Source organism: Serratia montpellierensis, from assembly GCF_020858655.1.
Lineage (GTDB): Bacteria > Pseudomonadota > Gammaproteobacteria > Enterobacterales > Enterobacteriaceae > Serratia > Serratia montpellierensis.
Genome location: NZ_VOSN01000001.1, coordinates 1 through 22,956, shown reverse-complemented (window position 1 = coordinate 22,956; position 22,956 = coordinate 1). Strand labels below are relative to the sequence as shown.

22 protein-coding genes are annotated in these 22,956 nt (G+C 59.8%); 19 read left to right on the top strand and 3 right to left on the bottom strand.

The window, feature by feature from the left end:
- The first annotated feature begins 263 nt into the window (after nt 1-263).
- The 11 genes from FUU19_RS00110 to hemB all read left to right on the top strand — a co-directional run bounded on the left by FUU19_RS00110 (nt 264) and on the right by hemB (nt 9,980).
- Entirely contained in the window at nt 264-1,046 is a 783-nt protein-coding gene (locus tag FUU19_RS00110) for a tyrosine-protein phosphatase (RefSeq protein ID WP_230489479.1), read from the top strand.
- A gap of 79 nt (nt 1,047-1,125) precedes the next feature.
- Nucleotides 1,126-1,656 carry a DedA family protein gene (locus tag FUU19_RS00105; RefSeq protein ID WP_004934438.1) on the top strand — a complete coding sequence of 177 codons (531 nt, stop codon included), beginning with the start codon at nt 1,126-1,128 and terminating at the stop codon, nt 1,654-1,656.
- A gap of 140 nt (nt 1,657-1,796) precedes the next feature.
- Nucleotides 1,797-3,344 (top strand): DNA recombination protein RmuC, encoded by a 1,548-nt coding sequence (rmuC, locus tag FUU19_RS00100; RefSeq protein WP_230489478.1) that lies wholly within the window; start codon nt 1,797-1,799, stop codon nt 3,342-3,344.
- Between the two features lie 78 nt (nt 3,345-3,422).
- The gene (ubiE, locus tag FUU19_RS00095; protein WP_230489477.1) at nt 3,423-4,178 is read left to right on the top strand and encodes a bifunctional demethylmenaquinone methyltransferase/2-methoxy-6-polyprenyl-1,4-benzoquinol methylase UbiE; all 756 of its coding nucleotides are present in this window, start codon (nt 3,423-3,425) and stop codon (nt 4,176-4,178) included.
- 13 nt (nt 4,179-4,191) lie between these two features.
- Nucleotides 4,192-4,800, top strand: coding sequence for a ubiquinone biosynthesis protein UbiJ (gene ubiJ / locus FUU19_RS00090; protein WP_230489476.1), 609 nt, complete (start codon nt 4,192-4,194; stop codon nt 4,798-4,800).
- Entirely contained in the window at nt 4,797-6,428 is a 1,632-nt protein-coding gene (gene ubiB, locus FUU19_RS00085) for a ubiquinone biosynthesis regulatory protein kinase UbiB (RefSeq protein WP_141971629.1), read from the top strand. The genes ubiJ and ubiB overlap by 4 nt, the downstream gene beginning before the upstream one ends.
- Before the next feature lie 80 nt (nt 6,429-6,508).
- Nucleotides 6,509-6,772 carry a Sec-independent protein translocase subunit TatA gene (gene tatA / locus FUU19_RS00080; RefSeq protein ID WP_004934452.1) on the top strand — a complete coding sequence of 88 codons (264 nt, stop codon included), beginning with the start codon at nt 6,509-6,511 and terminating at the stop codon, nt 6,770-6,772.
- A 3-nt stretch (nt 6,773-6,775) separates the two neighbouring features.
- Nucleotides 6,776-7,333, top strand: coding sequence for a Sec-independent protein translocase protein TatB (tatB, locus tag FUU19_RS00075; RefSeq protein ID WP_230489475.1), 558 nt, complete (start codon nt 6,776-6,778; stop codon nt 7,331-7,333).
- 3 nt (nt 7,334-7,336) lie between these two features.
- Nucleotides 7,337-8,107 (top strand): Sec-independent protein translocase subunit TatC, encoded by a 771-nt coding sequence (gene tatC, locus FUU19_RS00070; protein WP_004934456.1) that lies wholly within the window; start codon nt 7,337-7,339, stop codon nt 8,105-8,107.
- 53 nt (nt 8,108-8,160) lie between these two features.
- A complete protein-coding gene (gene tatD / locus FUU19_RS00065; RefSeq protein ID WP_230489474.1) occupies nt 8,161-8,943 on the top strand; it encodes a 3'-5' ssDNA/RNA exonuclease TatD in 783 nt (260 codons plus the stop codon).
- Nucleotides 8,944-8,957: 14 nt separating this feature from the next.
- Nucleotides 8,958-9,980 (top strand): porphobilinogen synthase, encoded by a 1,023-nt coding sequence (gene hemB / locus FUU19_RS00060; RefSeq protein ID WP_141971623.1) that lies wholly within the window; start codon nt 8,958-8,960, stop codon nt 9,978-9,980.
- Nucleotides 9,981-10,025: 45 nt separating this feature from the next.
- On the opposite strand, the gene rfaH is transcribed toward hemB, so the two are convergent.
- Nucleotides 10,026-10,514 (bottom strand): transcription/translation regulatory transformer protein RfaH, encoded by a 489-nt coding sequence (rfaH, locus tag FUU19_RS00055; RefSeq protein ID WP_039568044.1) that lies wholly within the window; start codon nt 10,512-10,514, stop codon nt 10,026-10,028.
- Between the two features lie 246 nt (nt 10,515-10,760).
- Between rfaH and pepE the strand changes: the two genes are divergently transcribed.
- The 3 genes from pepE to fre all read left to right on the top strand — a co-directional run bounded on the left by pepE (nt 10,761) and on the right by fre (nt 13,821).
- Nucleotides 10,761-11,486, top strand: coding sequence for a dipeptidase PepE (pepE, locus tag FUU19_RS00050; RefSeq protein ID WP_141971621.1), 726 nt, complete (start codon nt 10,761-10,763; stop codon nt 11,484-11,486).
- An 86-nt stretch (nt 11,487-11,572) separates the two neighbouring features.
- Nucleotides 11,573-13,069: a 4-hydroxy-3-polyprenylbenzoate decarboxylase gene (ubiD, locus tag FUU19_RS00045; protein ID WP_025304926.1), complete on the top strand. Its 1,497-nt coding sequence runs from the start codon at nt 11,573-11,575 to the stop codon at nt 13,067-13,069.
- A 50-nt stretch (nt 13,070-13,119) separates the two neighbouring features.
- Nucleotides 13,120-13,821: an NAD(P)H-flavin reductase gene (gene fre / locus FUU19_RS00040; protein WP_048795490.1), complete on the top strand. Its 702-nt coding sequence runs from the start codon at nt 13,120-13,122 to the stop codon at nt 13,819-13,821.
- Nucleotides 13,822-13,993: 172 nt separating this feature from the next.
- Here fre and fadA read toward each other — a convergent pair whose 3' ends face one another.
- Together fadA and fadB are read right to left on the bottom strand one after the other, a co-directional pair.
- Nucleotides 13,994-15,157 carry an acetyl-CoA C-acyltransferase FadA gene (fadA, locus tag FUU19_RS00035; RefSeq protein WP_025304928.1) on the bottom strand — a complete coding sequence of 388 codons (1,164 nt, stop codon included), beginning with the start codon at nt 15,155-15,157 and terminating at the stop codon, nt 13,994-13,996.
- Between the two features lie 10 nt (nt 15,158-15,167).
- Entirely contained in the window at nt 15,168-17,357 is a 2,190-nt protein-coding gene (fadB, locus tag FUU19_RS00030; RefSeq protein WP_141971620.1) for a fatty acid oxidation complex subunit alpha FadB, read from the bottom strand.
- 233 nt (nt 17,358-17,590) lie between these two features.
- Between fadB and FUU19_RS00025 the strand changes: the two genes are divergently transcribed.
- The 5 genes from FUU19_RS00025 to hemG all read left to right on the top strand — a co-directional run bounded on the left by FUU19_RS00025 (nt 17,591) and on the right by hemG (nt 22,887).
- Entirely contained in the window at nt 17,591-18,787 is a 1,197-nt protein-coding gene (locus FUU19_RS00025) for an MFS transporter (RefSeq protein ID WP_230489473.1), read from the top strand.
- Nucleotides 18,788-18,899: 112 nt separating this feature from the next.
- On the top strand, nt 18,900-20,231 hold the full coding sequence (gene pepQ, locus FUU19_RS00020; protein WP_049299746.1) for a Xaa-Pro dipeptidase: 1,332 nt from the start codon (nt 18,900-18,902) through the stop codon (nt 20,229-20,231).
- Nucleotides 20,231-20,845 (top strand): IMPACT family protein, encoded by a 615-nt coding sequence (locus tag FUU19_RS00015; protein WP_230489472.1) that lies wholly within the window; start codon nt 20,231-20,233, stop codon nt 20,843-20,845. The genes pepQ and FUU19_RS00015 overlap by 1 nt, the downstream gene beginning before the upstream one ends.
- Before the next feature lie 35 nt (nt 20,846-20,880).
- Nucleotides 20,881-22,332, top strand: a complete 1,452-nt coding sequence (gene trkH / locus FUU19_RS00010) for a Trk system potassium transporter TrkH (protein WP_025304932.1) — start codon at nt 20,881-20,883, stop codon at nt 22,330-22,332.
- A gap of 21 nt (nt 22,333-22,353) precedes the next feature.
- Nucleotides 22,354-22,887, top strand: coding sequence for a menaquinone-dependent protoporphyrinogen IX dehydrogenase (gene hemG / locus FUU19_RS00005; RefSeq protein WP_025304933.1), 534 nt, complete (start codon nt 22,354-22,356; stop codon nt 22,885-22,887).
- Nucleotides 22,888-22,956: the final 69 nt, after the last annotated feature.

The following is a 22,956-nucleotide window of genomic DNA, read 5'->3' as shown; positions in this document are numbered from 1 at the left end:
CCGTTGAGGTTGATGACAAACTTCATGCCATTGCAGGGTTTGCAAAGAGCAGCGGATAACAAACAGGGAAAATCAATTTATTGATTTTCGGCTGATGACCACAAAGGAGGAAAAACCACGTTTTTTCCTCCTTTGTCAACGAACTGAACGGGCCGCCGACGCGGCCCGTTTTTCCATTCGCGGCTAATCTGTTACGGTGATACTCATCAGCGCTGCGCCGATGGCCGCCGCGCGTTGTCATAACAAAAACAACGAGGACGTTTATGACCGCCCAGATCCTGCTTCATCCTTCGCTTGCGCCGCTCGACGGCGGCATTAATTTCCGCGACTTCGGCGGCAACGGCGTGGCCGACGGGCGCCGCATCAAACGCGGCCTGCTGTTCCGCTCCGGTTCTCTCGAGCGGCTGACGGAAAACGACTGTATTTTCCTCGCTGGGGTGCCGGTGCGTTCGGTGCTGGACTACCGCGATGCCGACGAAGTGCAGGCAAAACCAGATATTCTGTGGAATGGCGCCGACTATCACCACGTGCCGGCTAACCCGCTGAGCAGCGAAGTTAACGCCAACCTGGAAAAGCTCACCAATGAAACGCTGGCCGCTTTCGACGCCCGGGCGTTCATGCTGGAGTTGTATCGCCGTCTGCCGTTCGGCAATGCGGCCTATCAGCGGCTGGCGCAGCTGTTGAGCAACCCTGGCGGCGGCGCGATCGTGCAGCACTGCGCGGTCGGCAAGGATCGCACCGGGGTCGGTTCGGCGCTGGTGCTGTTTGCGCTGGGGGCCGACGAAGCGACGGTGCTGGAAGACTATCTGCTGACCGAAACCACGCTGGCCGCTTTCCGCGAGCAGATGCTGGATCAGCTGTCTATCAAGCTGAATGCGGCGGCGCTGGAGCAATTCGCCTACGTGCTCAGCGCGCGCGAGGAGTTCCTGATGACGGCGTTGGGCTGCATCCGCCGGCAATATGGCTCCACTGACCGCTGGCTGGAAGCGGAATACGGCCTGGGCGCGGCCCAGCGCGAAGCGCTGCAGGCGTTCTACCTCGAGTAAATTGCCGCGTGTTTAGCCGGGGTTTAACTCGCCCCGGCTTATCCTAGACGGCGAACCATCGCGTATCAGGAGCCCTGCATTGAGCCTCAATGACGTTATCAACTGGGTCAGCGACGTCGTGCGTCAGCACGAAGGCTGGGCAATTCCCATCATCTTCTTCCTGGCGTTCGGCGAGTCGCTGGCGTTTTTGTCGCTGCTGCTGCCGGCCACGGTGATCCTGCTGGCGCTGGGCGCGCTGATCGGCGAAAGCGGCATCGCTTTTTGGCCGATTTGGGCCGCCGCCGCCGCCGGGGCGTTTTTCGGCGACTGGCTCTCTTACTGGATCGGCTATCACTATCAGGATCGCGTGGCCCATATGTGGCCGCTGTCGCGCAATCCGCAGCTGCTGGCGCGTGGCCATGCCTTCTTTGAGCGCTGGGGCGTGCTGGGCATTTTCATCGGCCGCTTTTTCGGCCCGCTGCGCGCCGTGGTGCCGCTGGTGGGCGGCATTTGCGGCATGCCGCAGCGCTATTTCCAACTGGCCAACGTCACGTCGGCGATGATCTGGGCGTTCGGCATTCTGGCGCCGGGGGCGTTCGGCATCAAGTGGCTCAGCCAGTGGCTGGGCTGATTTCTCGCTAAATTGCGCAGCGCCGCGCAATATTGTGCGCGGCGGGCAAAATCAGGCTGGACATCCATACAGCCTCCCCTTAACGTGACGGGCAATGGGCGTGCGAAACGCCGGAACGGCAAGGTGCAACAGGAGGCAGGGTGGATACCAGTCTGATTTATGGGATTGGCGGCGTAGCGATCGGCATGCTGTTGGGGTGGCTGATCGCCAGTCTGCGGGTGCAGCAGACGAATGCGCAACATGAAACCGAGCTGCGGTTGCTGGAGCAAGCGTTGCAGCAGGCGCAGCAGGAAATGGCCGCGCGGCAGGAGACTCTGCAGCGCCACGAGCAGCAGCTGCGGCAGAGCGAGCTGGAGCTGCGTAACCTGCACAGCCAACTGGCGGCCGGGCATGAAAAGCTGCAACAGCTCAATCATTGGCGCAACGAATGCGAGCTGCTTAACCAGGAGCTGCGCGCCCAACGCGAGGTTAACAGCGCGCAGGAGGCCGAGCTGCGCGAAGTCACCATCCGTCTGGAAGAGACGCGTATGGCGGCGGAGGAGAAGCAACGCCTGCTGATCAACAGCGAACAGCGCCTCACCACCCAGTTTGAAAATCTCGCCAACCGCATTTTTGAACACAGCGGCCGCAAGGTGGACGAGCAAAATAAGCAAAGCTTGGATCGTTTACTGCTGCCGCTGCGCGAACAGCTGGACGGTTTCCGCCGCCAGGTTCAGGACAGCTTTGGCCAGGAAGCGCGGGAGCGCCACACGCTGACGCACGAGATACGTAATCTACAGCAGTTGAACGCGCAGATGGCGCGCGAGGCCATTAACCTCACCAAGGCGCTGAAAGGCGACAACAAAACGCAGGGCAACTGGGGTGAGGTGGTGCTGAGCCGGGTACTGGAGGCCTCTGGCCTGCGCGAAGGGCACGAGTATGAAACGCAGGTCAACGTGCGGGTGGATCACCAGAGCCGCATGCAGCCCGATGTGATCGTGCGCCTGCCGCAGGGCAAGGATGTGGTGATTGACGCGAAGATGTCGCTGATCGCCTACGAGCGCTATTTCAACGGTGAAGACGAGGTGGAGCGCGAAGCGGCGCTGAGCGAACATATCGCCTCGCTGCGCGGCCACATTCGCATGCTGGGCCGCAAGGACTATCAGCAGCTGCCGGGGCTGCGCTCGCTGGACTATGTGCTGATGTTCATTCCGGTCGAGCCTGCCTTCCTGCTGGCTATCGATCGCGAGCCGGAGCTGATCAGCGAAGCGCTTAAGCACAACATCATGCTGGTCAGCCCGACCACGTTGCTGGTGGCACTGCGTACCATCACCAACCTGTGGCGCTATGAGCATCAGAGCCAAAATGCCCAGCGCATCGCCGATCGCGCGGCGAAACTGTATGACAAGATGCGGCTGTTCGTGGACGATATGTCCGCGCTGGGGCAGAGCCTGGACAAGGCGCAGGGCAGTTATCGTCAGGCGATGAACAAACTGAGCGAAGGCCGTGGTAATCTTATCGGCCAAATTGAAGGTTTCCGCGCGCTGGGGGTTGAGGTCAAACGGCCGATCAACCCGCTGCTGGCGCAGCAAGCCGGCGCGCAACACGATGACGCGGAAGAGGCGAACGACGATGATGTCGCCGCGCTGCCGCAGACGAAAGACGATGACGATACCGCCGGGGAACCGGGCTTCGTTTCGCACGGCTGAGGCCGTGGCGAGGTGGGGTATTCCCCAGGCTTCTGGTACACTCATCCACACAAAATTGACTGAATAGCAGGCAGGACAATGGCAGATCAACCGCAGGAAACCACCGATTTCGGTTTTCGCACCGTCGCTAGAGACGAAAAACAGGCCATGGTGGCGGACGTTTTTCATTCGGTAGCGGCAAAGTATGACGTGATGAACGACCTGATGTCGTTCGGCATCCACCGTATCTGGAAGCGTTTCACCATTGACTGCAGCGGCGTGCGCCGTGGGCAGCGCGTGCTGGATCTGGCCGGCGGCACCGGCGACCTGGCGGCCAAGTTCTCCCGCATGGTTGGCGAGCAGGGGCAGGTGGTGCTGGCGGACATCAACGATTCGATGCTGAAGATGGGGCGCGAGAAGCTGCGCGATCGCGGCATCGTCGGCAACATCAATTACGTGCAGGCCAACGCTGAAGCGCTGCCGTTCCCGGATAACTACTTCGATTGCATCACCATCTCCTTTGGCCTGCGCAACGTCACCGACAAAGACAAAGCGCTGCGCTCGATGTTCCGCGTGCTGAAGCCGGGCGGCCGCCTGCTGGTGCTGGAATTCTCCAAGCCGCTGCTGGCACCGCTGAGCAAGGCTTACGACGCCTACTCCTTCCACGTGTTGCCGAAGATCGGCGAGCTGGTGGTGAAAGATCCGGACAGCTACCGCTACCTGGCGGAATCGATCCGTATGCACCCCGATCAGGCAACCCTGAAAGGCATGATGGGCAACGCCGGTTTTGAAAACGTCACCTATTTCAACCTGACCGGTGGGATTGTCGCCCTGCATCGCGGCTTCAAGTTCTGAGAGGGAGATGCCGATGCTGTTTACCCCTCTGCTGACCGGTGCGCTGGAAACCTCGCTGAATAACCTGCTGTTTCGCGATCGCAGCATGAAAGCTGCTCGCCAACGCCTGGCGGGCAAGGTGCTGCGCATCGAACTGGAAGAACTGGCTTCACCGCTGGTACTGGTGTTCAGCGAACTGCGTGTGGACGTGCTGGGGCAGTCTGAAGACAGCGCCGATTGCACCGTGCGCAGCCGCATTCCCGCCTTACTGAAGCTGCGCGATCGCCAGCAGTTGCCGGTGCTGATGCGCAGCGGCGAATTGACGGTGGAAGGCGATATTCAGGTGGTGCAACAGCTGGTTGGTTTGCTCGATCTGGCGGAGTGGGATCCGGCGGAATGGCTGGCGCCCTATATCGGCGATATCGCCGCCCAGGGCATTACGCAGGCGCTGGGAAAAGGCGCCTCGCTGTTGAAAAGCAGTTTTATGCGCCGGCAGCAGGACGTGGCGGAGGCGCTGACGGAAGAGTGGCGCCTGGCGCCGGGGCCGCTGGAAGTGGTGTGGTTCAATGAAGAAGTTGATGCACTCGCCCGCAGCGCGGAAGCGCTGATTGCTCGCATGGATAAGTTGGAGGGCAAGCGATGACCCCAGGCGAACTGCGTCGTTTGTATTTTATCGTCCGCGTTTTTCTCAGCTATGGATTGGACGAGCTGATCCCGACAATGCGTTTGACGCTGCCGCTGCGCTTTGGCCGCCGGCTGCTGTTCTGGATGCCGAATCGGCATAAGGACAAACCGTTGGGCGAACGCCTGCGGCTGGCGCTGCAGGAACTGGGGCCGGTCTGGATCAAATTCGGCCAGATGATGTCGACCCGCCGCGATCTGTTTCCGCCGCAGATTGCCGATCAGCTGACGCTGCTGCAGGATCGGGTAGCGCCTTTCGACGGTGCGCTGGCACGTAAGCATATCGAGCTGGCGATGGGTGGCCCACTGGAAACCTGGTTCGACGATTTCGATCAGCAGCCGCTGGCCTCTGCCTCGATCGCGCAGGTGCATACCGCGCGGCTCAAAACCACCGGCCAGGAAGTGGTGCTGAAGGTGATCCGGCCGGATATCGGGCCGATCATCAAGGCCGACGTGCGCCTGATGTACCGGTTGGCCGGCTGGGTGCCGAAGCTGTTGCCGGACGGCCGCCGTTTGCGCCCGCGCGAAGTGGTGCGCGAGTACGAGAAAACCCTGCTGGACGAACTGAACCTGCTGCGCGAAGCGGCCAACGCCATTCAGCTGCGCCGCAATTTCGACGGCAGCCCGATGCTGTACGTACCGGAAGTTTATTCCGACTACTGCCGTGAAAGCGTATTGGTGATGGAGCGCATCTACGGCATTCCAGTCTCGGACATCGCCACGCTGGAGCAGCAGGGCACCAACATGAAACTGTTGGCGGAACGCGGTGTTCAGGTGTTCTTTACCCAGGTATTCCGCGACAGCTTCTTCCATGCGGACATGCATCCCGGTAATATTTTCGTCAGCTACGAACATCCGGAAGATCCTTGCTACATCGGCATCGACTGCGGCATCGTCGGCTCGCTGAACAAGGATGATAAACGCTACCTGGCGGAAAACTTCATCGCCTTCTTCAATCGCGATTACCGCAAGGTGGCGGAGCTGCACGTCGACTCCGGTTGGGTGCCGCGCGACACCAATGTGGAAGACTTCGAATTCGCTATCCGCACCGTGTGCGAGCCGATTTTCGAGAAGCCGCTGGCGGAGATTTCCTTCGGCAACGTGCTGCTCAACCTGTTCAACACCGCACGCCGCTTCAATATGGAAGTGCAGCCGCAGCTGGTGTTATTGCAGAAGACCTTGCTGTATGTTGAAGGGCTGGGGCGTCAGCTCTACCCGCAGCTGGATCTGTGGACCACCGCCAAGCCGTTCCTCGAGAGCTGGCTGCGCGATCAGGTCGGCATTCCTGCCGTGGTGCGCGCGCTGAAAGAGAAAGCGCCGTTCTGGGCGGAGAAGCTGCCCGAACTGCCCGAGCTGTTTTACGACAGCCTGCAGCAGCATAAACTGTTGCAACAAAGCGTTGATAAGCTGACCAACCAAATGCAGGCTCAGCGGGTTCGTCAGGGGCAGTCACGTTATTTGTTCGGCGTTGGCGCTACACTCTTGGTAAGCGGCACGCTGCTGCTGCTGGGGCAAGTCGAGGTGTTTCCCGCCTGGATGATGGCCGCCGGCATCGTATGCTGGGTGATTGGCTGGAAGCGAACCACCTGATTTAATTCGTCACTCTGGTAAAGTCGGCCCTATAATGCGGGCTGTCTTTGAAAGACCCTTTAAAATTAGAGGTAATTAAAATGGGCGGTATTAGTATTACGCAATTGTTGATCATCGCAGTGATCGTGGTGCTGCTGTTCGGTACCAAAAAACTGCGCACGCTGGGCTCCGATCTCGGTGCCTCGATCAAGGGCTTCAAGAAGGCGATCGGCGACGACACGCCGTCGACCCCCAACACGGCTGAGAAAAGCAGCCTGGATGACGCTGACTTCTCGGCCAAGCCTATTACCGATAAGCAGCCGGAAGTGAAACCGGAAGAGTCGAAGAACAAAGAGCAGGTATAAACCGTGTTTGACATTGGGTTTAGTGAGCTGCTGCTGGTGCTGGTGATCGGCCTGGTTGTCCTGGGGCCGGAACGGTTGCCGGTCGCGGTCAGAACGGTGTCGGGCTGGATCCGCGCGCTGCGCTCGCTGGCGGCCTCGGTGCAGCACGAACTGTCTCAGGAACTGAAGCTGCAGGAGCTGCAGGACAGCCTGAAAAAAGCGGAACAGGCCGGCCTGCAGAACCTGACGCCGGAACTGAAGGCGTCGATGGATGAGCTGAAAGACGCGGCGGAATCATTGAAACGCACCTACCGGGGCGAGAAAGAAGAGCTGGCGAACACCATTCATAACCCGCAGGCCATCGATCCGGAAGCCTTGCACGACGGCGCGACGCCGGCGGAAGCGGCAACCAGCGCCAGCGCGCCCGCCGCGGTGCCAAAACCGGCTGTGGAACCTGAAACCGTTGCGGCTGCGCCTGTGGCGGCGCAACCGGCTAAAGCGCCGGTGGAAACCGCGCCTGCTCCTGTCGAACCTGTTGCGGATAAAACCCCAGCGTCTCACCAACCTAGTGGCGATCGTTAATACATGGCTGTTGAAGATACCCAACCCCTTATCAGTCATCTGATAGAGCTGCGCAAGCGGCTGTTGAACTCGATTATTTGCGTGCTGGCGGTGTTCGTGGTGCTGGTGTTTTTCGCCAACGACATCTACCAGCTGGTCTCTGCGCCGCTGCTCAAGCAGCTGCCGGCCGGGGCGAGCATGATCGCCACCGACGTGGCGTCACCGTTCTTTACGCCGATCAAGCTGACCATGATCGTCTCGGTGTTCGTCTCCGCGCCGATGATTCTGTATCAGGTGTGGGCATTCATCGCGCCGGCGCTGTATAAGCATGAACGCCGCCTGATGATGCCGCTGCTGGTGTCCAGCAGCCTGCTGTTCTACCTCGGCATGGCTTTCGCCTACTTCATCGTGTTCCCGCTGGCCTTCGGCTTCTTTGCCAAGACCGCGCCGATGGGGGTGACCATTGCGACCGACATTAAAAACTACCTCGATTTCGTCATGGCGCTGTTTATGGCGTTTGGCGTCGCCTTCGAAGTGCCGGTCGCCATCATTCTGCTGTGCTGGAGTGGCGTCACCTCGCCGGAAGATCTGAAGAAGAAACGGCCGTATGTGTTGGTCGGCGCGTTTGTGGTCGGCATGCTGCTCACGCCACCGGACGTGTTCTCGCAAACCCTGTTGGCGATCCCGATGTATCTGCTGTTTGAAGTGGGGGTGTTCTTCGCTCGCTTCTATACCGGAAAACGTCGTCCACAGGCGGAAGAAGAAGACGAGGGTGACGAACCCCCAGCCCCCTGATCCATCTTGATTGCGAAGCCGCCCATTGGGCGGCTTTTGCTTTGGAAAAAACCATGTTTGATATCGGCGTTAATCTCACCAGCAGCCAGTTCGCCAAAGACCGCCAGGCGGTGGTGGAACGCGCCCGCGCCGCGGGCGTGACGGGGATGTTGATCACCGGCACCGATCTGCCGGAGAGCCGTGAGGCCTCCAAACTGGCGCAGCAACATCCGGGTTATTGCTGGTCCACAGCCGGCGTGCATCCGCATAACGCCAGCAGTTGGGATGAACACGCCGCCGAGCAGATTTATGCCCTGGCCGCGTGCTCAGAAGTGGCGGCGATCGGCGAATGCGGCCTGGATTTCAACCGCAACTTCTCGACGCCCGTGCAGCAGGAAGCGGCGTTCACCGCACAGCTGGCGCTGGCGGCGGAGTTGGCGCTGCCGGTGTTTCTTCATTGCCGCGACGCACACGCACGTTTTGCCGAGCTACTGACGCCGTGGTTGGATACACTGCCCGCGGCCGTGGTGCACTGCTTCACCGGCACCGCCGAAGAATTAACAAGCTGCCTGTCGCTGGGCCTGTCGATCGGGATTACCGGTTGGGTCTGCGACGAGCGGCGCGGCCTGGAATTGCGTGCCCTGTTGCCGCAGATCCCGGCCGAGCGTCTGCTGCTGGAAACTGACGCCCCTTATCTGTTGCCCCGGGATTTACAGCCTAAACCCGCATCTCGCCGCAACGAACCCTGTTTCCTGCCCCATATCGTGCATCAGGTCGCCGTCTGGCGACAGGAAGAGCCGCAATGGCTGGGGCAAAAAACCGATGAGAACGCCCGCCGGCTATTCCGGCTGGTTTGAGCTAGGAGAAAACTATGAGCTATGCATTTCCGGGTACCTTCCCTGGTCGCCGTATGCGCCGCGTGCGCCGTCATGACTTCAGCCGCCGCCTGGTCGCCGAGAATCAACTGACGGTCAACGACCTGATTTATCCGGTGTTTGTCATGGAAGGCAGCAATCGCCAGGAAGAAGTGGCCTCGATGCCGGGCGTATCGCGCATGACGATCGATCTGCTGGTCAAGGAAGCGGAAACCATCGCCAAACTCGGCGTGCCGGTGATCTCCCTGTTCCCGGTAATCGAACCGGGCCTGAAATCGCTGCATGCGGAAGAAGCCTATAACCCGGAAGGGCTGGTACAGCGCACGGTGCGTGCGCTGAAAGACGCGGTGCCTGAGCTGGGCATTCTGACCGACGTAGCGCTCGATCCCTATACTACCCACGGGCAGGACGGGATCATCGATGAGCAGGGCTATGTGATTAACGATGTGACCAAAGACATTCTGGTGCGTCAGGCGCTGTCCCATGCCGAAGCGGGTGCGGAAATCGTGGCGCCGAGCGACATGATGGACGGCCGCATCGGGGCGATCCGCGATCGTCTGGAATTGCAGGGCCTGGTGAATACCCAGATTATGGCCTATTCCGCCAAGTATGCTTCCTGCTACTACGGCCCGTTCCGCGATGCGCTGGGCTCCAGCGGCAACCTGAAGGGCGGCAACAAGAAGACCTATCAGATGGATCCGGCCAACAGCGATGAAGCGCTGCAGGAGATTGCACAGGATCTGCAGGAAGGCGCGGACATGGTGATGGTGAAACCGGGCATGCCGTACCTGGACGTTGTGCGCCGCGTGAAGGATACCTTCGGCGTGCCAACCTTCGCTTATCAGGTGTCCGGCGAGTACGCCATGCATATGGCGGCGATTCAGAACGGCTGGCTGCAGGAGCAACCTGCGGTGATGGAGTCGTTGATGTGCTTCAAACGCGCCGGCGCCGACGGTGTGCTGACCTACTTCGCCAAGCGTGTCGCCCAGTGGCTGCACGACGACGCGATGCGTCGTTAAGCGCAAAGTGAGCCAACAAAAAGGCGCCTGAGGGCGCCTTTTGCATTACATCTTCTGGAACTGTCGGTTGTCGATGCTTTGGCTGACCTGTTTGTTGATCAGATTCAGCAACAACATGGAACGCGCCTCGCCGTCCGGCTCGGTGTAGATCGCCTGCAGCCCTTCGAACACGCCGTCAACGATCAGAACGGTATCCCCCGGCTGCGGGGTTTCCGGATCGACATAGGTTTCGCTGGCGTGCGTGCGCAGCTCATCGATCACCTTGTTCGGGATCACGCTCGGCAACGCACCGAAACGCACGAAGTGGCTGACGCCGCGGGTGGCGCTGATGGTGGTGGTGTGAATGCGCTCCGGGTCGAACTCCACAAACAGATAGTTGGGAAACAGGGGTTCGCTGACCGCGATGCGCTTGCCGCGCACGATCTTTTCCAGCGTGATGATCGGGCTGAGGCAGTTTACCTGCTGCCGTTCCAGATGTTCCTGCGCTCGCAACAGCTGACCGCGTTTGCAATAAAGTAGATACCAGGATTCCATAATTTCACATGCCTTTCTGCCAGCCGGTAAGCATATCAAAAGCTATTCCGGATACATAGTGATGCAAGTTTCAGCGTGTAACATCACCTATCTCTATGAATATGCGGCTATTAGCGAGGGGTCACACACTTTTCGATACGGCGCTGGTATAACAGAGAGCTAAAAATTTGTTACCGTCACAGTATGACAAGGCGTTGTGCTACCGGCTGTGACGCTATTCATCGTTTTTGACCGAGGGGGAAAGAAATGGAGCTGTTTCTGTTGAGCAACGGCAAGCTGTCTGGCGAAGCCGAGCTGCTGGGGTATGCCAAAAGCCAACTGCTGGCGATGATTGCGCGTCGCGGCATCAAATCCGCCGTCTTTATCCCTTACGCCCTGATCCGCTACGACTACGACCAGCGTGCGCAGGAGCTGGCGCAAACGCTGGGCATCGACGTCACCAGCATCCACCACGCCGCTTCGCCGGCGGCGGCGATCGCGCAGGCGGAGTGCATTTTGGTCAGCGGCGGCAATACCTGGTTGCTGAACCAAATGCTGCACGAACAAGGCCTGATCGTGCCCATCCAGCGCGCGGTGCGCGAGCGTGAAGTGCCTTACGTCGGCTGGAGCGCCGGTTGCAACGTGGCCACGCCGAGCATTCGTACCACCAATGACATGCCGGTGCGCTGCAGCGTGGTGCTGCCGGCGCTGGGGCTGTTCCCGGTGCAGATCAACCCGCATTACATCGACGCGCATATCAGCGGCCACATGGGCGAAACCCGTGACGAGCGCCTGGCGGAGTTCTGCGCGATCAACCCGAGCGAATCGGTGGTGGCGCTGCGTGAAGGCAGCCTGCTGCACGTTGAAGGTAATGCGCTGCGTTACTTCAGCGCCAACGGGCAGGGCTTCAAGGTGTTCCGCCACGGTGAGGAGACGCGTGAATACCAGGATACGCGTGCGCTGGCCACGCTGGTGCCGTTCAACTGCGGCTGAGGGCCACCCCGCAGAGGGCGGCGTTAACAAAATTGCAGCAACAACCGTGAAGAGGGCTTATAATGCCCTCCCCACTGGCCGTTATAATGATCAGCATGAAATACCGTGACTTACGCGATTTCCTCTCGTTGCTGGAGAAGAGAGGGGAACTAAAACGCATCAGCCAGCCGATCGATCCTTACCTGGAAATGACGGAGATTGCCGATCGCACCCTGCGGGCGGGCGGCCCGGCATTGCTGTTTGAAAACCCGAAAGGCTACGACATGCCGGTGCTGTGCAACCTGTTCGGTACCGCCAATCGCGTGGCGATGGGTATGGGGCAGGAAGACATCAGCGCGCTGCGCGAAGTTGGCAAACTGCTGGCGTTCCTCAAAGAGCCGGAGCCGCCGAAAGGCTTCCGCGATCTGTTCGACAAAATGCCGAAGTTCAAGCAGGTGCTGAACATGCCGACCAAGGTGCTGGGGTCCGCGCCTTGTCAGGAGCAGGTATGGCAGGGTGAGGATGTCGATCTGGGCCGTATTCCGGTGATGCACTGCTGGCCGGAAGACGCCGCGCCGCTGATCACCTGGGGGCTGACGGTGACCCGTGGCCCGCATAAGGAACGGCAAAACCTCGGCATCTATCGTCAGCAGGTGCTGGGCAAGAATAAAGTGATCATGCGCTGGCTGTCGCATCGCGGCGGCGCGCTGGATTATCAGGAGTGGTGTCAGGCGCACCCCGGCGAGCGTTTCCCGGTTGCGGTGGCGCTGGGCGCCGATCCCGCCACTATCCTCGGTGCAGTCACGCCGGTGCCGGATACCCTGTCTGAATATGCCTTTGCCGGGCTGCTGCGCGGCAATAAAACCGAAGTGGTCAAGTGTCTTTCCAACGATCTGGAAGTGCCAGCCAGCGCCGAAATCGTGCTGGAAGGTTATATCGAGCCGGGTGAAATGGCGCCGGAAGGCCCCTACGGCGACCACACCGGTTACTACAATGAAATCGACCAGTTCCCGGTGTTCACCGTCACCCACATCACCCAGCGCCGCAACGCGATCTACCACTCGACCTATACCGGCCGCCCGCCGGATGAGCCGGCGATCCTGGGCGTGGCGCTGAATGAAGTGTTCGTGCCGATCCTGCAAAAACAGTTCCCGGAAATCGTCGATTTCTATCTGCCACCGGAAGGGTGCTCGTACCGCCTGGCGGTAGTGACCATGAAAAAACAGTACGCCGGCCACGCTAAACGCGTGATGATGGGCGTCTGGTCGTTCCTGCGGCAGTTTATGTACACTAAATTTGTTATCGTCTGCGATGACGACGTCAATGCGCGCGACTGGAACGACGTGATTTGGGCGATCACCACACGAATGGATCCGGCAAGGGATACCGTTCTGGTGGAGAATACGCCGATCGACTATCTGGACTTCGCCTCGCCGGTTTCCGGTCTGGGTTCGAAGATGGGGCTGGACGCCACCAATAAATGGCCGGGTGAAACCGATCGCGAATGGGGCCGTCCGATTCAGATGGATGAAAAGGTACGTGCGCGCGTCGACGAAATCTGGGATGAGCTCGCAATCTTCAGTGACAGGGAACCGACGCTGTAGCGTCAGGCTCTGTTCTCAGCTTTGCATTGATGACCCGACAGAGGGAACGCATGACAATATTGAGCTGTAAAGTGACCTCGGTAGAGGCCATTACCGATACGGTTTATCGGGTACGTCTGGTGCCCGAGCAGCCGTTTTCTTTCAAGGCAGGGCAATATCTGATGGTGGTGATGGACGAGCGCGACAAGCGCCCGTTCTCGCTGGCATCAACCCCGACGCAGCAAGATTACATCGAGCTGCATATCGGTGCTTCGGAGCTGAATCTGTACGCCATGGCGGTGATGGATCGCATCCTGAAAGAGCAGGCGATCACCGTTGACGTGCCGCATGGCGACGCCTGGCTGCGGGAAGAGGGCAGCCGTCCGCTGGTGCTGATCGCCGGCGGCACCGGTTTCTCTTACGCGCGTTCAATCTTGTTGACCGCGCTGGAGCAGCAGCCCGATCGCGACATTTCGATCTACTGGGGCGGGCGTGAGCTGAAGCACCTGTACGATTTGAGCGAGCTGGAAGCGCTGTCGTTGCAGCATCCGAATCTGAAGGTGATCCCGGTGGTCGAGCAGCCGGAAGCCGAATGGCGCGGCCGTAGTGGTACCGTGCTCAGCGCGGTGCTGCAGGATTTCGGTACGCTGGCGGAGCACGACATCTACATCGCCGGGCGTTTCGAGATGGCGAAAATCGCCCGTGAGCGTTTCTGCGCCGAGCGCGGCGCGCAGGAAGCGCATATGTTCGGCGACGCGTTTTCGTTTATCTGACCGAGGCGATACGCAGTGAACGGGGTGGCCGAGGGTCGCCCCGTTTTTATTTGGGCGCCGGCAAACTTCAGGCATAAAAAACCCGCCCCTGACAGGCGGGAAGAACGGCAACTAAACTTGGCGGGATGCCGCGATTTGAAGTGGTGACGCGGTCATCCCAAGATAGACACAGCTAAACGCGTTCAAAGACGGTGGCGATGCCCTGGCCCAGGCCGATGCACATGGTCGCCAGGCCGAACTGTGCGTCGCGACGTTCCATGTTGTTCAACAGGGTGGTCGAGATGCGGGAGCCTGAACACCCCAGCGGGTGGCCGAGCGCGATGGCGCCGCCGTTCAGGTTGATCTTGTCGTCGATGCTGTCCATCAGCCCCAGATCCTTGATGCATGGCAGCGACTGGGCGGCGAACGCTTCGTTCAGCTCGAACAGATCGATGTCCTGCACGCTCAGACCGGCGCGTTTCAGCGCCAGCTTGCTGGCCGGCACCGGGCCGTAACCCATGATGGAAGGATCGCAGCCGACGACCGCCATCGAGCGGATGCGGGCGCGAGCCTTCAAACCGAGCGCTTTGGCGCGCGATTCGCTCATCAACAGCATGGCGGAAGCGCCGTCCGACAGGGCGGAGGAGCTGCCGGCGGTGACGGTGCCGTTGACCGGATCGAACGCCGGGCGCAGGGCCGACAGGCTTTCGACGGTGGTTTCCGGGCGAATGACTTCGTCAAAATCGTAACGGGTCAGCACGCCGTCGGCATCATGGCCGTTGGTCGGAATGATCTCGTTTTTGAAGTAACCTGCCAGCGTCGCCGCATGCGCGCGCTGGTGGGAGCGGGCGGCGAACTCATCCTGCATCTGGCGGCTGATATTGTGCATCTTGGCCAGCATTTCGGCGGTCAGTCCCATCATCCCGGCGGCTTTGGCCACGCTGCGGCTCAGGCCCGGATGGAAATCCACGCCGTGGTTCATCGGCACATGGCCCATGTGTTCCACGCCGCCGATCAGGCTGACGTGTGCGTCGCCAACCATGATGGCGCGCGCCGCGTCGTGCAATGCCTGCATCGAAGAGCCGCACAGGCGGTTGACGGTCACCGCCGGCACGCGGTGCGGGATCTCGGCCAGCAGCGCGGCGTTGCGGGCAATGTTGAAGCCTTGTTCCAGCGTCTGCTGCACGCAGCCCCAGTAAATGTCATCGATCTCGGCGGCGTCCAGCGCCGGGTTGCGGCTCAGCACTTCACGCATCAGGTGAGCGGAGAGATCTTCGGCGCGTACCTGGCGGAAGGCGCCGCCCTTGGAGCGGCCCATCGGCGTGCGTACGGCATCAACAATAACTACGTTTTCCATCTTTATGACCTCATGCCGGTTGGCGGGTTGCGACGTCGGACAGCGGTGTCGCCACCGGGTAGTAGCTTTCATTGCGCTCGGCCTTGGCGCGCAGACCGGCCGGCACCTGGTACAGGGCGCCGAGGTGTGCGTAACGCTGGGCCAGCTCAACGTAGTTGGCGGTGCCGAGCGTATCCAGGTAGCGGAACGCACCGCCGTGGAACGGAGGGAAACCGATGCCGTAGACCAGTGCCATATCGGCTTCGGCCGGGCTGGCGACGATCTTCTCTTCCAGGCAGCGAACCACTTCGTTGATCATCGGGATCATCATGCGCGCGATGATCTCTTCGTCGCTGATGGTCTGGCGCGGTTGGCTCACTTCGGTCAGCAGCGCATCAGTCTGCTCGTCGTTGTCCTTGCGCGGCCTGCCTTTGTTGTCCTGGCTGTAGCGGTAGAAGCCCAGCTGATTTTTCTGACCGAAGCGCTGGTTGTCGAACATCACGTCAATGGCGTCGCGATAGTCTTTGCTCATGCGATCCGGGAAGCCGGCGGCCATTACCGCCTGCGCATGGTGCGCGGTGTCGATGCCCACGACGTCGAGCAGGTAGGCCGGGCCCATCGGCCAGCCGAACTGTTTCTCCATCACTTTATCGATCTGACGGAAGTCGGCGCCGTCGCGCAGCAGCAGGCTGAAGCCGGCGAAATACGGGAACAGCACGCGGTTGACGAAGAAGCCCGGGCAGTCGTTCACCACGATCGGCGTTTTGCCCATGCGGCTGGCGTAGGCCACCACTTTGGCGATGGTGTCGTCGCTGGTCTGTTCGCCGCGGATGATTTCAACCAGCGGCATGCGGTGTACCGGGTTAAAGAAGTGCATGCCGCAGAAGTTTTGCGGGCGCTTCAACGATTTTGCCAGATGGTTAATCGGAATGGTCGAGGTGTTCGACGCCAGAACGGTGTCCTCACCGATCAGGTTTTCCACTTCCGACAGCACGGCGGCTTTGACCTTCGGATTCTCGACGACCGCTTCAACGATCACCTGCGCGCGCTCGATGCCGGCGTAGTCCAGCGTCGGCTGAATGGTCGACAACACCTGCGCCATTTTCAGGCCATCCAGCTTGCCGCGTTCCAGTTGCTTATTGAGCAGCTTGGCCGCTTCGTTCATGCCCAGCGTCAGCGATTTGTCGCTGATGTCTTTCATGATCACCGGCACGCCTTTCAGCGCCGATTGGTAGGCGATACCGCCGCCCATGATGCCGGCGCCCAGCACCGCCGCCTGTTTCGGCGCATCCACATTCTTGGCCAGCTTTTTCGCCTGGCCTTTCACGAACTGATCGTTAAGGAAGATGCCGACCAGCGCACGCGCTTCGTTGGAGCGCGCCAACGGCACGAAGCTGGCGGTTTCCAGTTTCAGCGCCTCATCGCGGCCCAGCTTGGCGGCGGCTTCAATGGTTTTCACCGCGGTCATCGGTGCCGGGTAATGTTTACCGGCGGTCTGCAGCACCATGCCTTTGGCGGTGGTGAAGCTCATTGCCGCTTCGATCGGGCTGAGCTTCAGCGGCTCCAGCTTAGGTTGACGCGCGGCGCGCCAGTCCAGCTTGCCGTCGATCGCCTGTTGCAGCATTTTCAGCGCCGCTTCGGCCAGTTTTTCCGGTGCTACCACCGCATCCACCAGGCCGACTTTCAACGCGTCTTTGGCGCTGACGTCTTTGCCGGCGGCGATGATTTCCAACGCGCTGTCGTTACCCAGCAGGCGTGGCAGGCGGACGGAACCGCCGAAGCCCGGCATGATGCCCAATTTGGTTTCCGGCAGGCCGATGCGCGCGTCCGGTGAGGCGACGCGGAAATCGGTCGCCAGAATGCATTCGCAACCGCCGCCGAGCGCATAGCCGTTAATGGCCGAAATGGTCGGTACCGGTAAATCTTCCAGCCGGTTAAAGACGTTGTTGGCGAACACCAGCCATTCTTGCAGCTTTTCAGCCGGTGCGGCGAACAGAGAAAGGAATTCGGTGATATCGGCGCCGACGATAAACGCGGCTTTGGAGGAGCGCAGCAGCAGCCCCTTCAGCTCAGGCTGGTTTTCCAGCACGGTGAGCGCTTCGCCCAGGCTGGCGACGGTGCGGGTGTCCAGCTTGTTGACCGAGCCCGGTGCGTTGAACACCAGCTCGGCGATACCGTTATCGAGCCAGTGCAGTTGTAATGTTTCGCCTTGGTAGAGCATGTCTATCTCCTGAATCAGCGTATGATCTGGTATGACCAGATGAAGAGGAGTGTGGTTTTTATGTTAAAAATATGCAAATGAGAGATTGCATATTTGCTGGTCTGATCACATGTCGCCAAGTTAGTTTTTTGATTTGAAACGAAGTTATATTTTATGTGCTATCGGCATTTGCTGGAGTTTGTCGGCACTCATACACTTGCCTGCAGCGATTGATCATTCAGACGAGGTAAGGCATGACTAAGGCGGCTTGTGTCAAACGCAGCGGCTTATGGAGTATTCCCGCCAGAACCATGACGCTGGCGTGTCTGTTGGTGTTTATGGCGCAGATGGCGACGACCGTGTATTTGCCTTCGCTGCCGACGGTGATGCGGGAGTTGGCGATGAGCCGACGCGCCACCGAGCTGTCCATTTCGATCTTCGTCATCGGCGCCGCTTTGCCGGTGCTGTTCTGGGGCGCGGCCGCCGATCGCTTTGGCCGCCGTGCGCCGCTGACGCTGTCTTTGTTTCTTTTCATTGGCTGCAGCGGGCTGTTGGCGCTGTGCAGCAACGGCACCCAGCTGTTGGCGCTGCGTGCGCTGCAGGGGGTGGGCGCCGGTGGCGCGGCGATCATTGCGCGTATCATCGTGCGGGATAACTGGAGCGGTGACGAGCTGGCGCGACGGCTGTCGGTGCTGTCCATCGCTTTTATCACCGCGCTGGGCGGCGGCCAGTTCGTCGGCGGCCTGCTCAGCCAATATTCACACTGGCAGATGGGCTTCGTCTTGATGGGCACCACCGGTTTGGCCATTCTGGCGCTGATGGCGACGCTGCCGCTGGAGGCAGGGCGCGCCCGCGGGCCACGCCCGGCGATGGTGGCCACCTACTTCGCCATCCTGCGGCGGCCGGGATTTTTTTGGCCGGCCTGCGTCGGCGGGCTGGGTTTCGCCACCACGGTGACGCTGCAGGAGGTGAGCCCGTTCGTCATGCAGCAGGGGTTTGGGCTCAACGTCACGGCGTTCGGCGCGCTGGGGCTGGTGATCGGCATCGCCTACTTTAGCGGCGCGTTGACAGTGAACCGCACGGTGGCGCGTGTCGGCGGGAAAAAACTGATGCAAACCGGTAGCGGCATCGTGGCTCTGGCGACGGTGGCGATCCTGATATTGTGGTGGAGCGGCATTTTGGCCGGCCTTTCCGGTATGGCGCTGTTCATCGCGCTGTATTGCCTGACCATTTTTGGCCAGGCGGTGCTGTTTCCCAACAGCATGGCGATGGCGGTCAGCGACGCTAAAGAGTACGGCGCCTATGCGATGGCGCTGTGCGGCTTTCTGCAGCAGTGTCTGGCGGGCGTTGCTGCGGCCGGCGCGGTGTTGTTGGAGCACCATGGTCTGTGGACGCTGGCGATAGCGTTGCTCGGCCTGGCCGGCTGGCTCATGGTTAAACTGCGGATGTAACGGCATTTGCAGGGAATTGCGAGCTGCTCCGCATGCCCAACGCGATGAGGTTGGAGCGTCGGAGCGCTGTGTTAAGATGACTTCTTTCGTGCTAAGGCATAAGGGTACTGTGATGGAAACGCTGGCTTCTTTGTATAACGACCACCTGGCAGAGCTGCAAAAACGCGCGCGCGAAGTGCTGGAGCGCAACAAGTTGGATGCGCTGCTGATTCACTCTGGGGAACTGCAAAAGGTATTTTTGGACGACCATAGCTATCCGTTCAAAGTGAACGCGCATTTCAAAGCCTGGGTGCCGGTGACGTCGGTGCCGAACTGCTGGTTGTGGATCGACGGTGTCAACAAGCCGAAGCTGTGGTTCTACTCCCCGGTCGACTACTGGCACAGCGTAGAACCGCTGCCGGACAGTTTCTGGACCAAATCCCTTGAATTGATGCCGTTGGCCAACGCCGACGCCATTGCCCAGCAGCTTCCGCCGCAGCGCGAGCGCGTGGGCTATATCGGTTATGCGCAACAGCGCGCCCGCGATCTCGGCATCCCTTCTGAGAACATCAACCCGAAAGCGGTGTTGAATTACCTGGATTTCCACCGTTCGATCAAAACCGGCTATGAGCTGGCCTGCATGCGCGAAGCGCAGAAGACGGCGGTAACCGGCCATCGTGCGGCGCATGAGGCCTTCCTCTCCGGCATGAGCGAGTTCGACATCAACCTGGCCTACCTGACGGCGACCGGCCACCGCGATACCGACGTGCCTTACGACAACATCGTGGCGCTGAACGAACATGCTTCGGTACTGCACTACACCAAGCTGGATCATCAGCCGCCGGCCGAATCCCTGAGTTTCCTGATCGACGCCGGTGCGGAATATAACGGCTACGCCGCCGATCTGACCCGCACCTACGCGGCGCAAAGCGGTAGCGAGTTCGCCCACCTGGTGAAAGATCTCAACGGTGAACAGCTGGCGTTGATCGACACTATCAAGACCGGCGTGCGCTACACCGACTACCATGTGCAGATGCACCAGCGCATCGCCAAGCTGCTCAAGAATCACAAGTTGGTGAACGGCCTCAGCGAAGAGGCGATGGTTGAAACGGGTATCACCACGCCGTTCCTGCCGCATGGGCTGGGCCATCCATTGGGTCTGCAGGTGCACGACGCCGCTGGCTTTATGCAGGACGAGCAAGGCACCCATCTGGCGGCGCCGTCCAAGTATCCGTTCCTGCGCTGCACCCGAGTGTTGCAGCCGGGCATGGTGTTGACCATCGAGCCGGGTCTGTACTTCATCGACTCTCTGTTGGCGCCGTGGCGCAGCGGTGAGTTCAAGCAGCACTTCGCCTGGGATCGCATCGATGCGCTGAAGCCGTACGGCGGCATCCGTATCGAAGACAACATCGTGATCCACGAAAAGCGCATCGAGAACATGACGCGCGATCTGAACCTGGCCTGATGCGGCCGTACCCGATACCGGCGGAAGTAACCCGCTTTACCGAAGAAATAAAGAAGAGCCGTTTTATCACCCTGCTGGCGCCAACCAGCGGGGTAGAAGCGGCAAAGGCGTTTATTCAGCAGGTGCGGGATGAGCACCCGGCGGCGCGGCACCATTGTTGGGCCTTCGTCGCCGGTAGCCCCGATGATTCACAGCAGCTGGGGTTCTCCGACGATGGAGAACCGTCGGGCACCGCCGGCAAACCGATCCTCGCGCAGCTGATGGGCAGCGGTATCGGCGAAGTGACCGCCGTGGTCGTTCGTTACTATGGCGGCGTAAAATTGGGCACCGGCGGGCTGGTGAAAGCCTATGGCAACGGTGTTCAACAGGCGTTGAAGCAGTTGGCGTTGGCACAAAAGGTGCCGGAAGCCGAATATATCTTGCAGTGCGACTATGCGCAGTTGGCGCTGGTGGAGAACTTGCTGCAGCAAACCGCAGGTCGGATCCAGCAGGGCGAATACGGTGTCGCCGTCGTGCTGCATCTGGCGTTGCCGGCCACCGAGGTCGAGCTGTTTGGGAATAAATTGCGTGATCTCAGTCGCGGTAATTTGCAATTAACCCCCATTTCGCAATAATTCCTCCCAATTGAATTGCTAAGGATCGTGCTGAAATGCATTTTCGCGCCATAACCCGTATCGTTGGTCTGCTGGTCATCCTGTTCTCCGGGACGATGTTTATTCCCGGCCTGGTGGCATTGATTTATCGCGATGGGGCGGGGCGCGCGTTCAGCCAAACCTTCTTCGTGGCGCTGACCATCGGGCTGATGCTGTGGTGGCCGAACCGCAAGCAAAAACACGAGCTGAAGCCCCGAGAAGGCTTCCTGATCGTCGTATTGTTCTGGACCGTGCTGGGCAGCGTAGGGGCATTGCCGTTCCTGTTTTCGGAACGGCCCAACCTGTCGCTGACCGACGCCTTCTTTGAATCCTTCTCGGGATTGACGACCACCGGTGCGACGACGCTGGTGGGGTTGGACTCGCTGCCGAAGGCTATTCTGTTCTATCGCCAAATGCTGCAATGGATGGGCGGCATGGGGATCATCGTGTTGGCGGTGGCGATACTGCCGATACTCGGCGTCGGTGGCATGCAGCTGTATCGGGCGGAAATGCCCGGGCCGCTGAAAGATAACAAGATGCGTCCACGCATCGCCGAAACCGCCAAAACCCTGTGGCTAATCTATGTGTTGCTGACCGTCGCCTGTGCGCTGGCGCTCTGGGGGGCTGGGATGTCGGTGTTCGACGCCATTGGCCACAGTTTCTCGACCATCGCCATCGGCGGTTTTTCTACCCACGACGCCAGTATCGGTTATTACGCCAGCCCGACCATCAACACCATCATCGCCGTGTTCCTGCTGATTTCCGGCTGTAACTACGGCCTGCACTTCGCTTTGCTGAGCGGCCGCAGTCTGAAGGTGTATGGGCGCGATCCTGAATTCCGCATGTTCATCTTCGTTCAGTTGACGCTGGTGGTGGTGTGTACGTTGGTGCTCTGGGGACATGGCGTCTATAAGAGCGGTATGGAAACGCTCAATCAGGCGTTCTTCCAGGTGGTATCGATGGCGACTACGGCCGGTTTTACGACCGACAGCATCGCCAAGTGGCCGCTGTTCCTGCCGATGTTGTTGCTGTGCTCGGCGTTCATCGGCGGTTGCGCCGGCTCGACCGGCGGCGGCCTGAAGGTGATCCGTATCCTGCTTCTGTACCTGCAAGGTTCGCGCGAGTTGAAAAGGCTGGTGCACCCCAACGCGGTCTATACCATCAAATTGGGCAACCGTGCGCTGCCGGAACGCATTCTGGAGGCGGTGTGGGGATTCTTCTCTGCTTATGCGCTGGTGTTTATCGTCAGCATGCTGGCGATCATTGCCACCGGCGTTGACGACTTTTCCGCGTTCGCCGCAGTGACGGCAACGCTCAATAACCTCGGCCCCGGTCTGGGCGTAGTGGCGGATAACTTCACCACGATGCCGGCGGCGGCCAAGTGGGTCCTGGTGGTGACGATGCTGTTCGGGCGCCTGGAAGTGTTTACATTGCTGGTGCTGTTCACGCCAACCTTCTGGCGTGAGTAAGCCTAATATAAGGAGTACGCCATGAAGGCATTGATACTTTATTCGAGCCGTGACGGGCAAACACGTGCTATCGCTTCTTATATAGCAAGCAAGTTGCAGGACACGCTGCGTTGTGAGGTGATCGATCTGCTGCAGGCAGAACAGGTCGATCTTAGCCAGTATCAGCAGGTGATGATCGGCGCTTCTATCCGTTACGGGCACTTTAACCCGGCGCTGGATAAATTCGTCAAGCGTCATGCTGAGCAGTTGAATCGGATGCCGAGTGCATTCTTTGCCGTCAACCTGACCGCGCGCAAACCGGAAAAGCGTTCGCCACAAACCAACGCCTATACCCGTAAGTTCCTGTTGGCTTCGCCGTGGCAGCCAAAACAGTGCGCGGTGTTTGCCGGCGCATTGCGTTATCCGCGCTATCGCTGGTTCGATCGCATCATGATTCAATTCATTATGCGTATGACGGGCGGTGAAACGGATACCAGTAAGGAAGTGGAGTACACAGATTGGCAACAGGTCGACCGCTTTGCCCAGGAATTTAGCCAGATCCAGTACGAAAAGTGACAAAAACGCGGGTTTGGCCAGCGTTTTGCCGAAAAAATCCGCGCTTGAAAAGTTTTTTGCATTTAGGGG

What these genes read in the sequence shown, in the direction of transcription:
- FUU19_RS00110 (WP_230489479.1), top strand. Translation starts at nt 264, where the DNA reads ATGACCGCCCAGATCCTGCTTCATCCTTCGCTTGCGCCGCTCGACGGC.
- ubiE (WP_230489477.1), top strand. Translation starts at nt 3,423, where the DNA reads ATGGCAGATCAACCGCAGGAAACCACCGATTTCGGTTTTCGCACCGTC.
- ubiJ (WP_230489476.1), top strand. Translation starts at nt 4,192, where the DNA reads ATGCTGTTTACCCCTCTGCTGACCGGTGCGCTGGAAACCTCGCTGAAT.
- ubiB (WP_141971629.1), top strand. Translation starts at nt 4,797, where the DNA reads ATGACCCCAGGCGAACTGCGTCGTTTGTATTTTATCGTCCGCGTTTTT.
- tatA (WP_004934452.1), top strand. Translation starts at nt 6,509, where the DNA reads ATGGGCGGTATTAGTATTACGCAATTGTTGATCATCGCAGTGATCGTG.
- tatC (WP_004934456.1), top strand. Translation starts at nt 7,337, where the DNA reads ATGGCTGTTGAAGATACCCAACCCCTTATCAGTCATCTGATAGAGCTG.
- tatD (WP_230489474.1), top strand. Translation starts at nt 8,161, where the DNA reads ATGTTTGATATCGGCGTTAATCTCACCAGCAGCCAGTTCGCCAAAGAC.
- hemB (WP_141971623.1), top strand. Translation starts at nt 8,958, where the DNA reads ATGAGCTATGCATTTCCGGGTACCTTCCCTGGTCGCCGTATGCGCCGC.
- rfaH (WP_039568044.1), bottom strand. Translation starts at nt 10,514, where the DNA reads ATGGAATCCTGGTATCTACTTTATTGCAAACGCGGTCAGCTGTTGCGA.
- pepE (WP_141971621.1), top strand. Translation starts at nt 10,761, where the DNA reads ATGGAGCTGTTTCTGTTGAGCAACGGCAAGCTGTCTGGCGAAGCCGAG.
- ubiD (WP_025304926.1), top strand. Translation starts at nt 11,573, where the DNA reads ATGATCAGCATGAAATACCGTGACTTACGCGATTTCCTCTCGTTGCTG.
- fre (WP_048795490.1), top strand. Translation starts at nt 13,120, where the DNA reads ATGACAATATTGAGCTGTAAAGTGACCTCGGTAGAGGCCATTACCGAT.
- fadA (WP_025304928.1), bottom strand. Translation starts at nt 15,157, where the DNA reads ATGGAAAACGTAGTTATTGTTGATGCCGTACGCACGCCGATGGGCCGC.
- fadB (WP_141971620.1), bottom strand. Translation starts at nt 17,357, where the DNA reads ATGCTCTACCAAGGCGAAACATTACAACTGCACTGGCTCGATAACGGT.
- FUU19_RS00025 (WP_230489473.1), top strand. Translation starts at nt 17,591, where the DNA reads ATGACTAAGGCGGCTTGTGTCAAACGCAGCGGCTTATGGAGTATTCCC.
- pepQ (WP_049299746.1), top strand. Translation starts at nt 18,900, where the DNA reads ATGGAAACGCTGGCTTCTTTGTATAACGACCACCTGGCAGAGCTGCAA.
- FUU19_RS00015 (WP_230489472.1), top strand. Translation starts at nt 20,231, where the DNA reads ATGCGGCCGTACCCGATACCGGCGGAAGTAACCCGCTTTACCGAAGAA.
- trkH (WP_025304932.1), top strand. Translation starts at nt 20,881, where the DNA reads ATGCATTTTCGCGCCATAACCCGTATCGTTGGTCTGCTGGTCATCCTG.
- hemG (WP_025304933.1), top strand. Translation starts at nt 22,354, where the DNA reads ATGAAGGCATTGATACTTTATTCGAGCCGTGACGGGCAAACACGTGCT.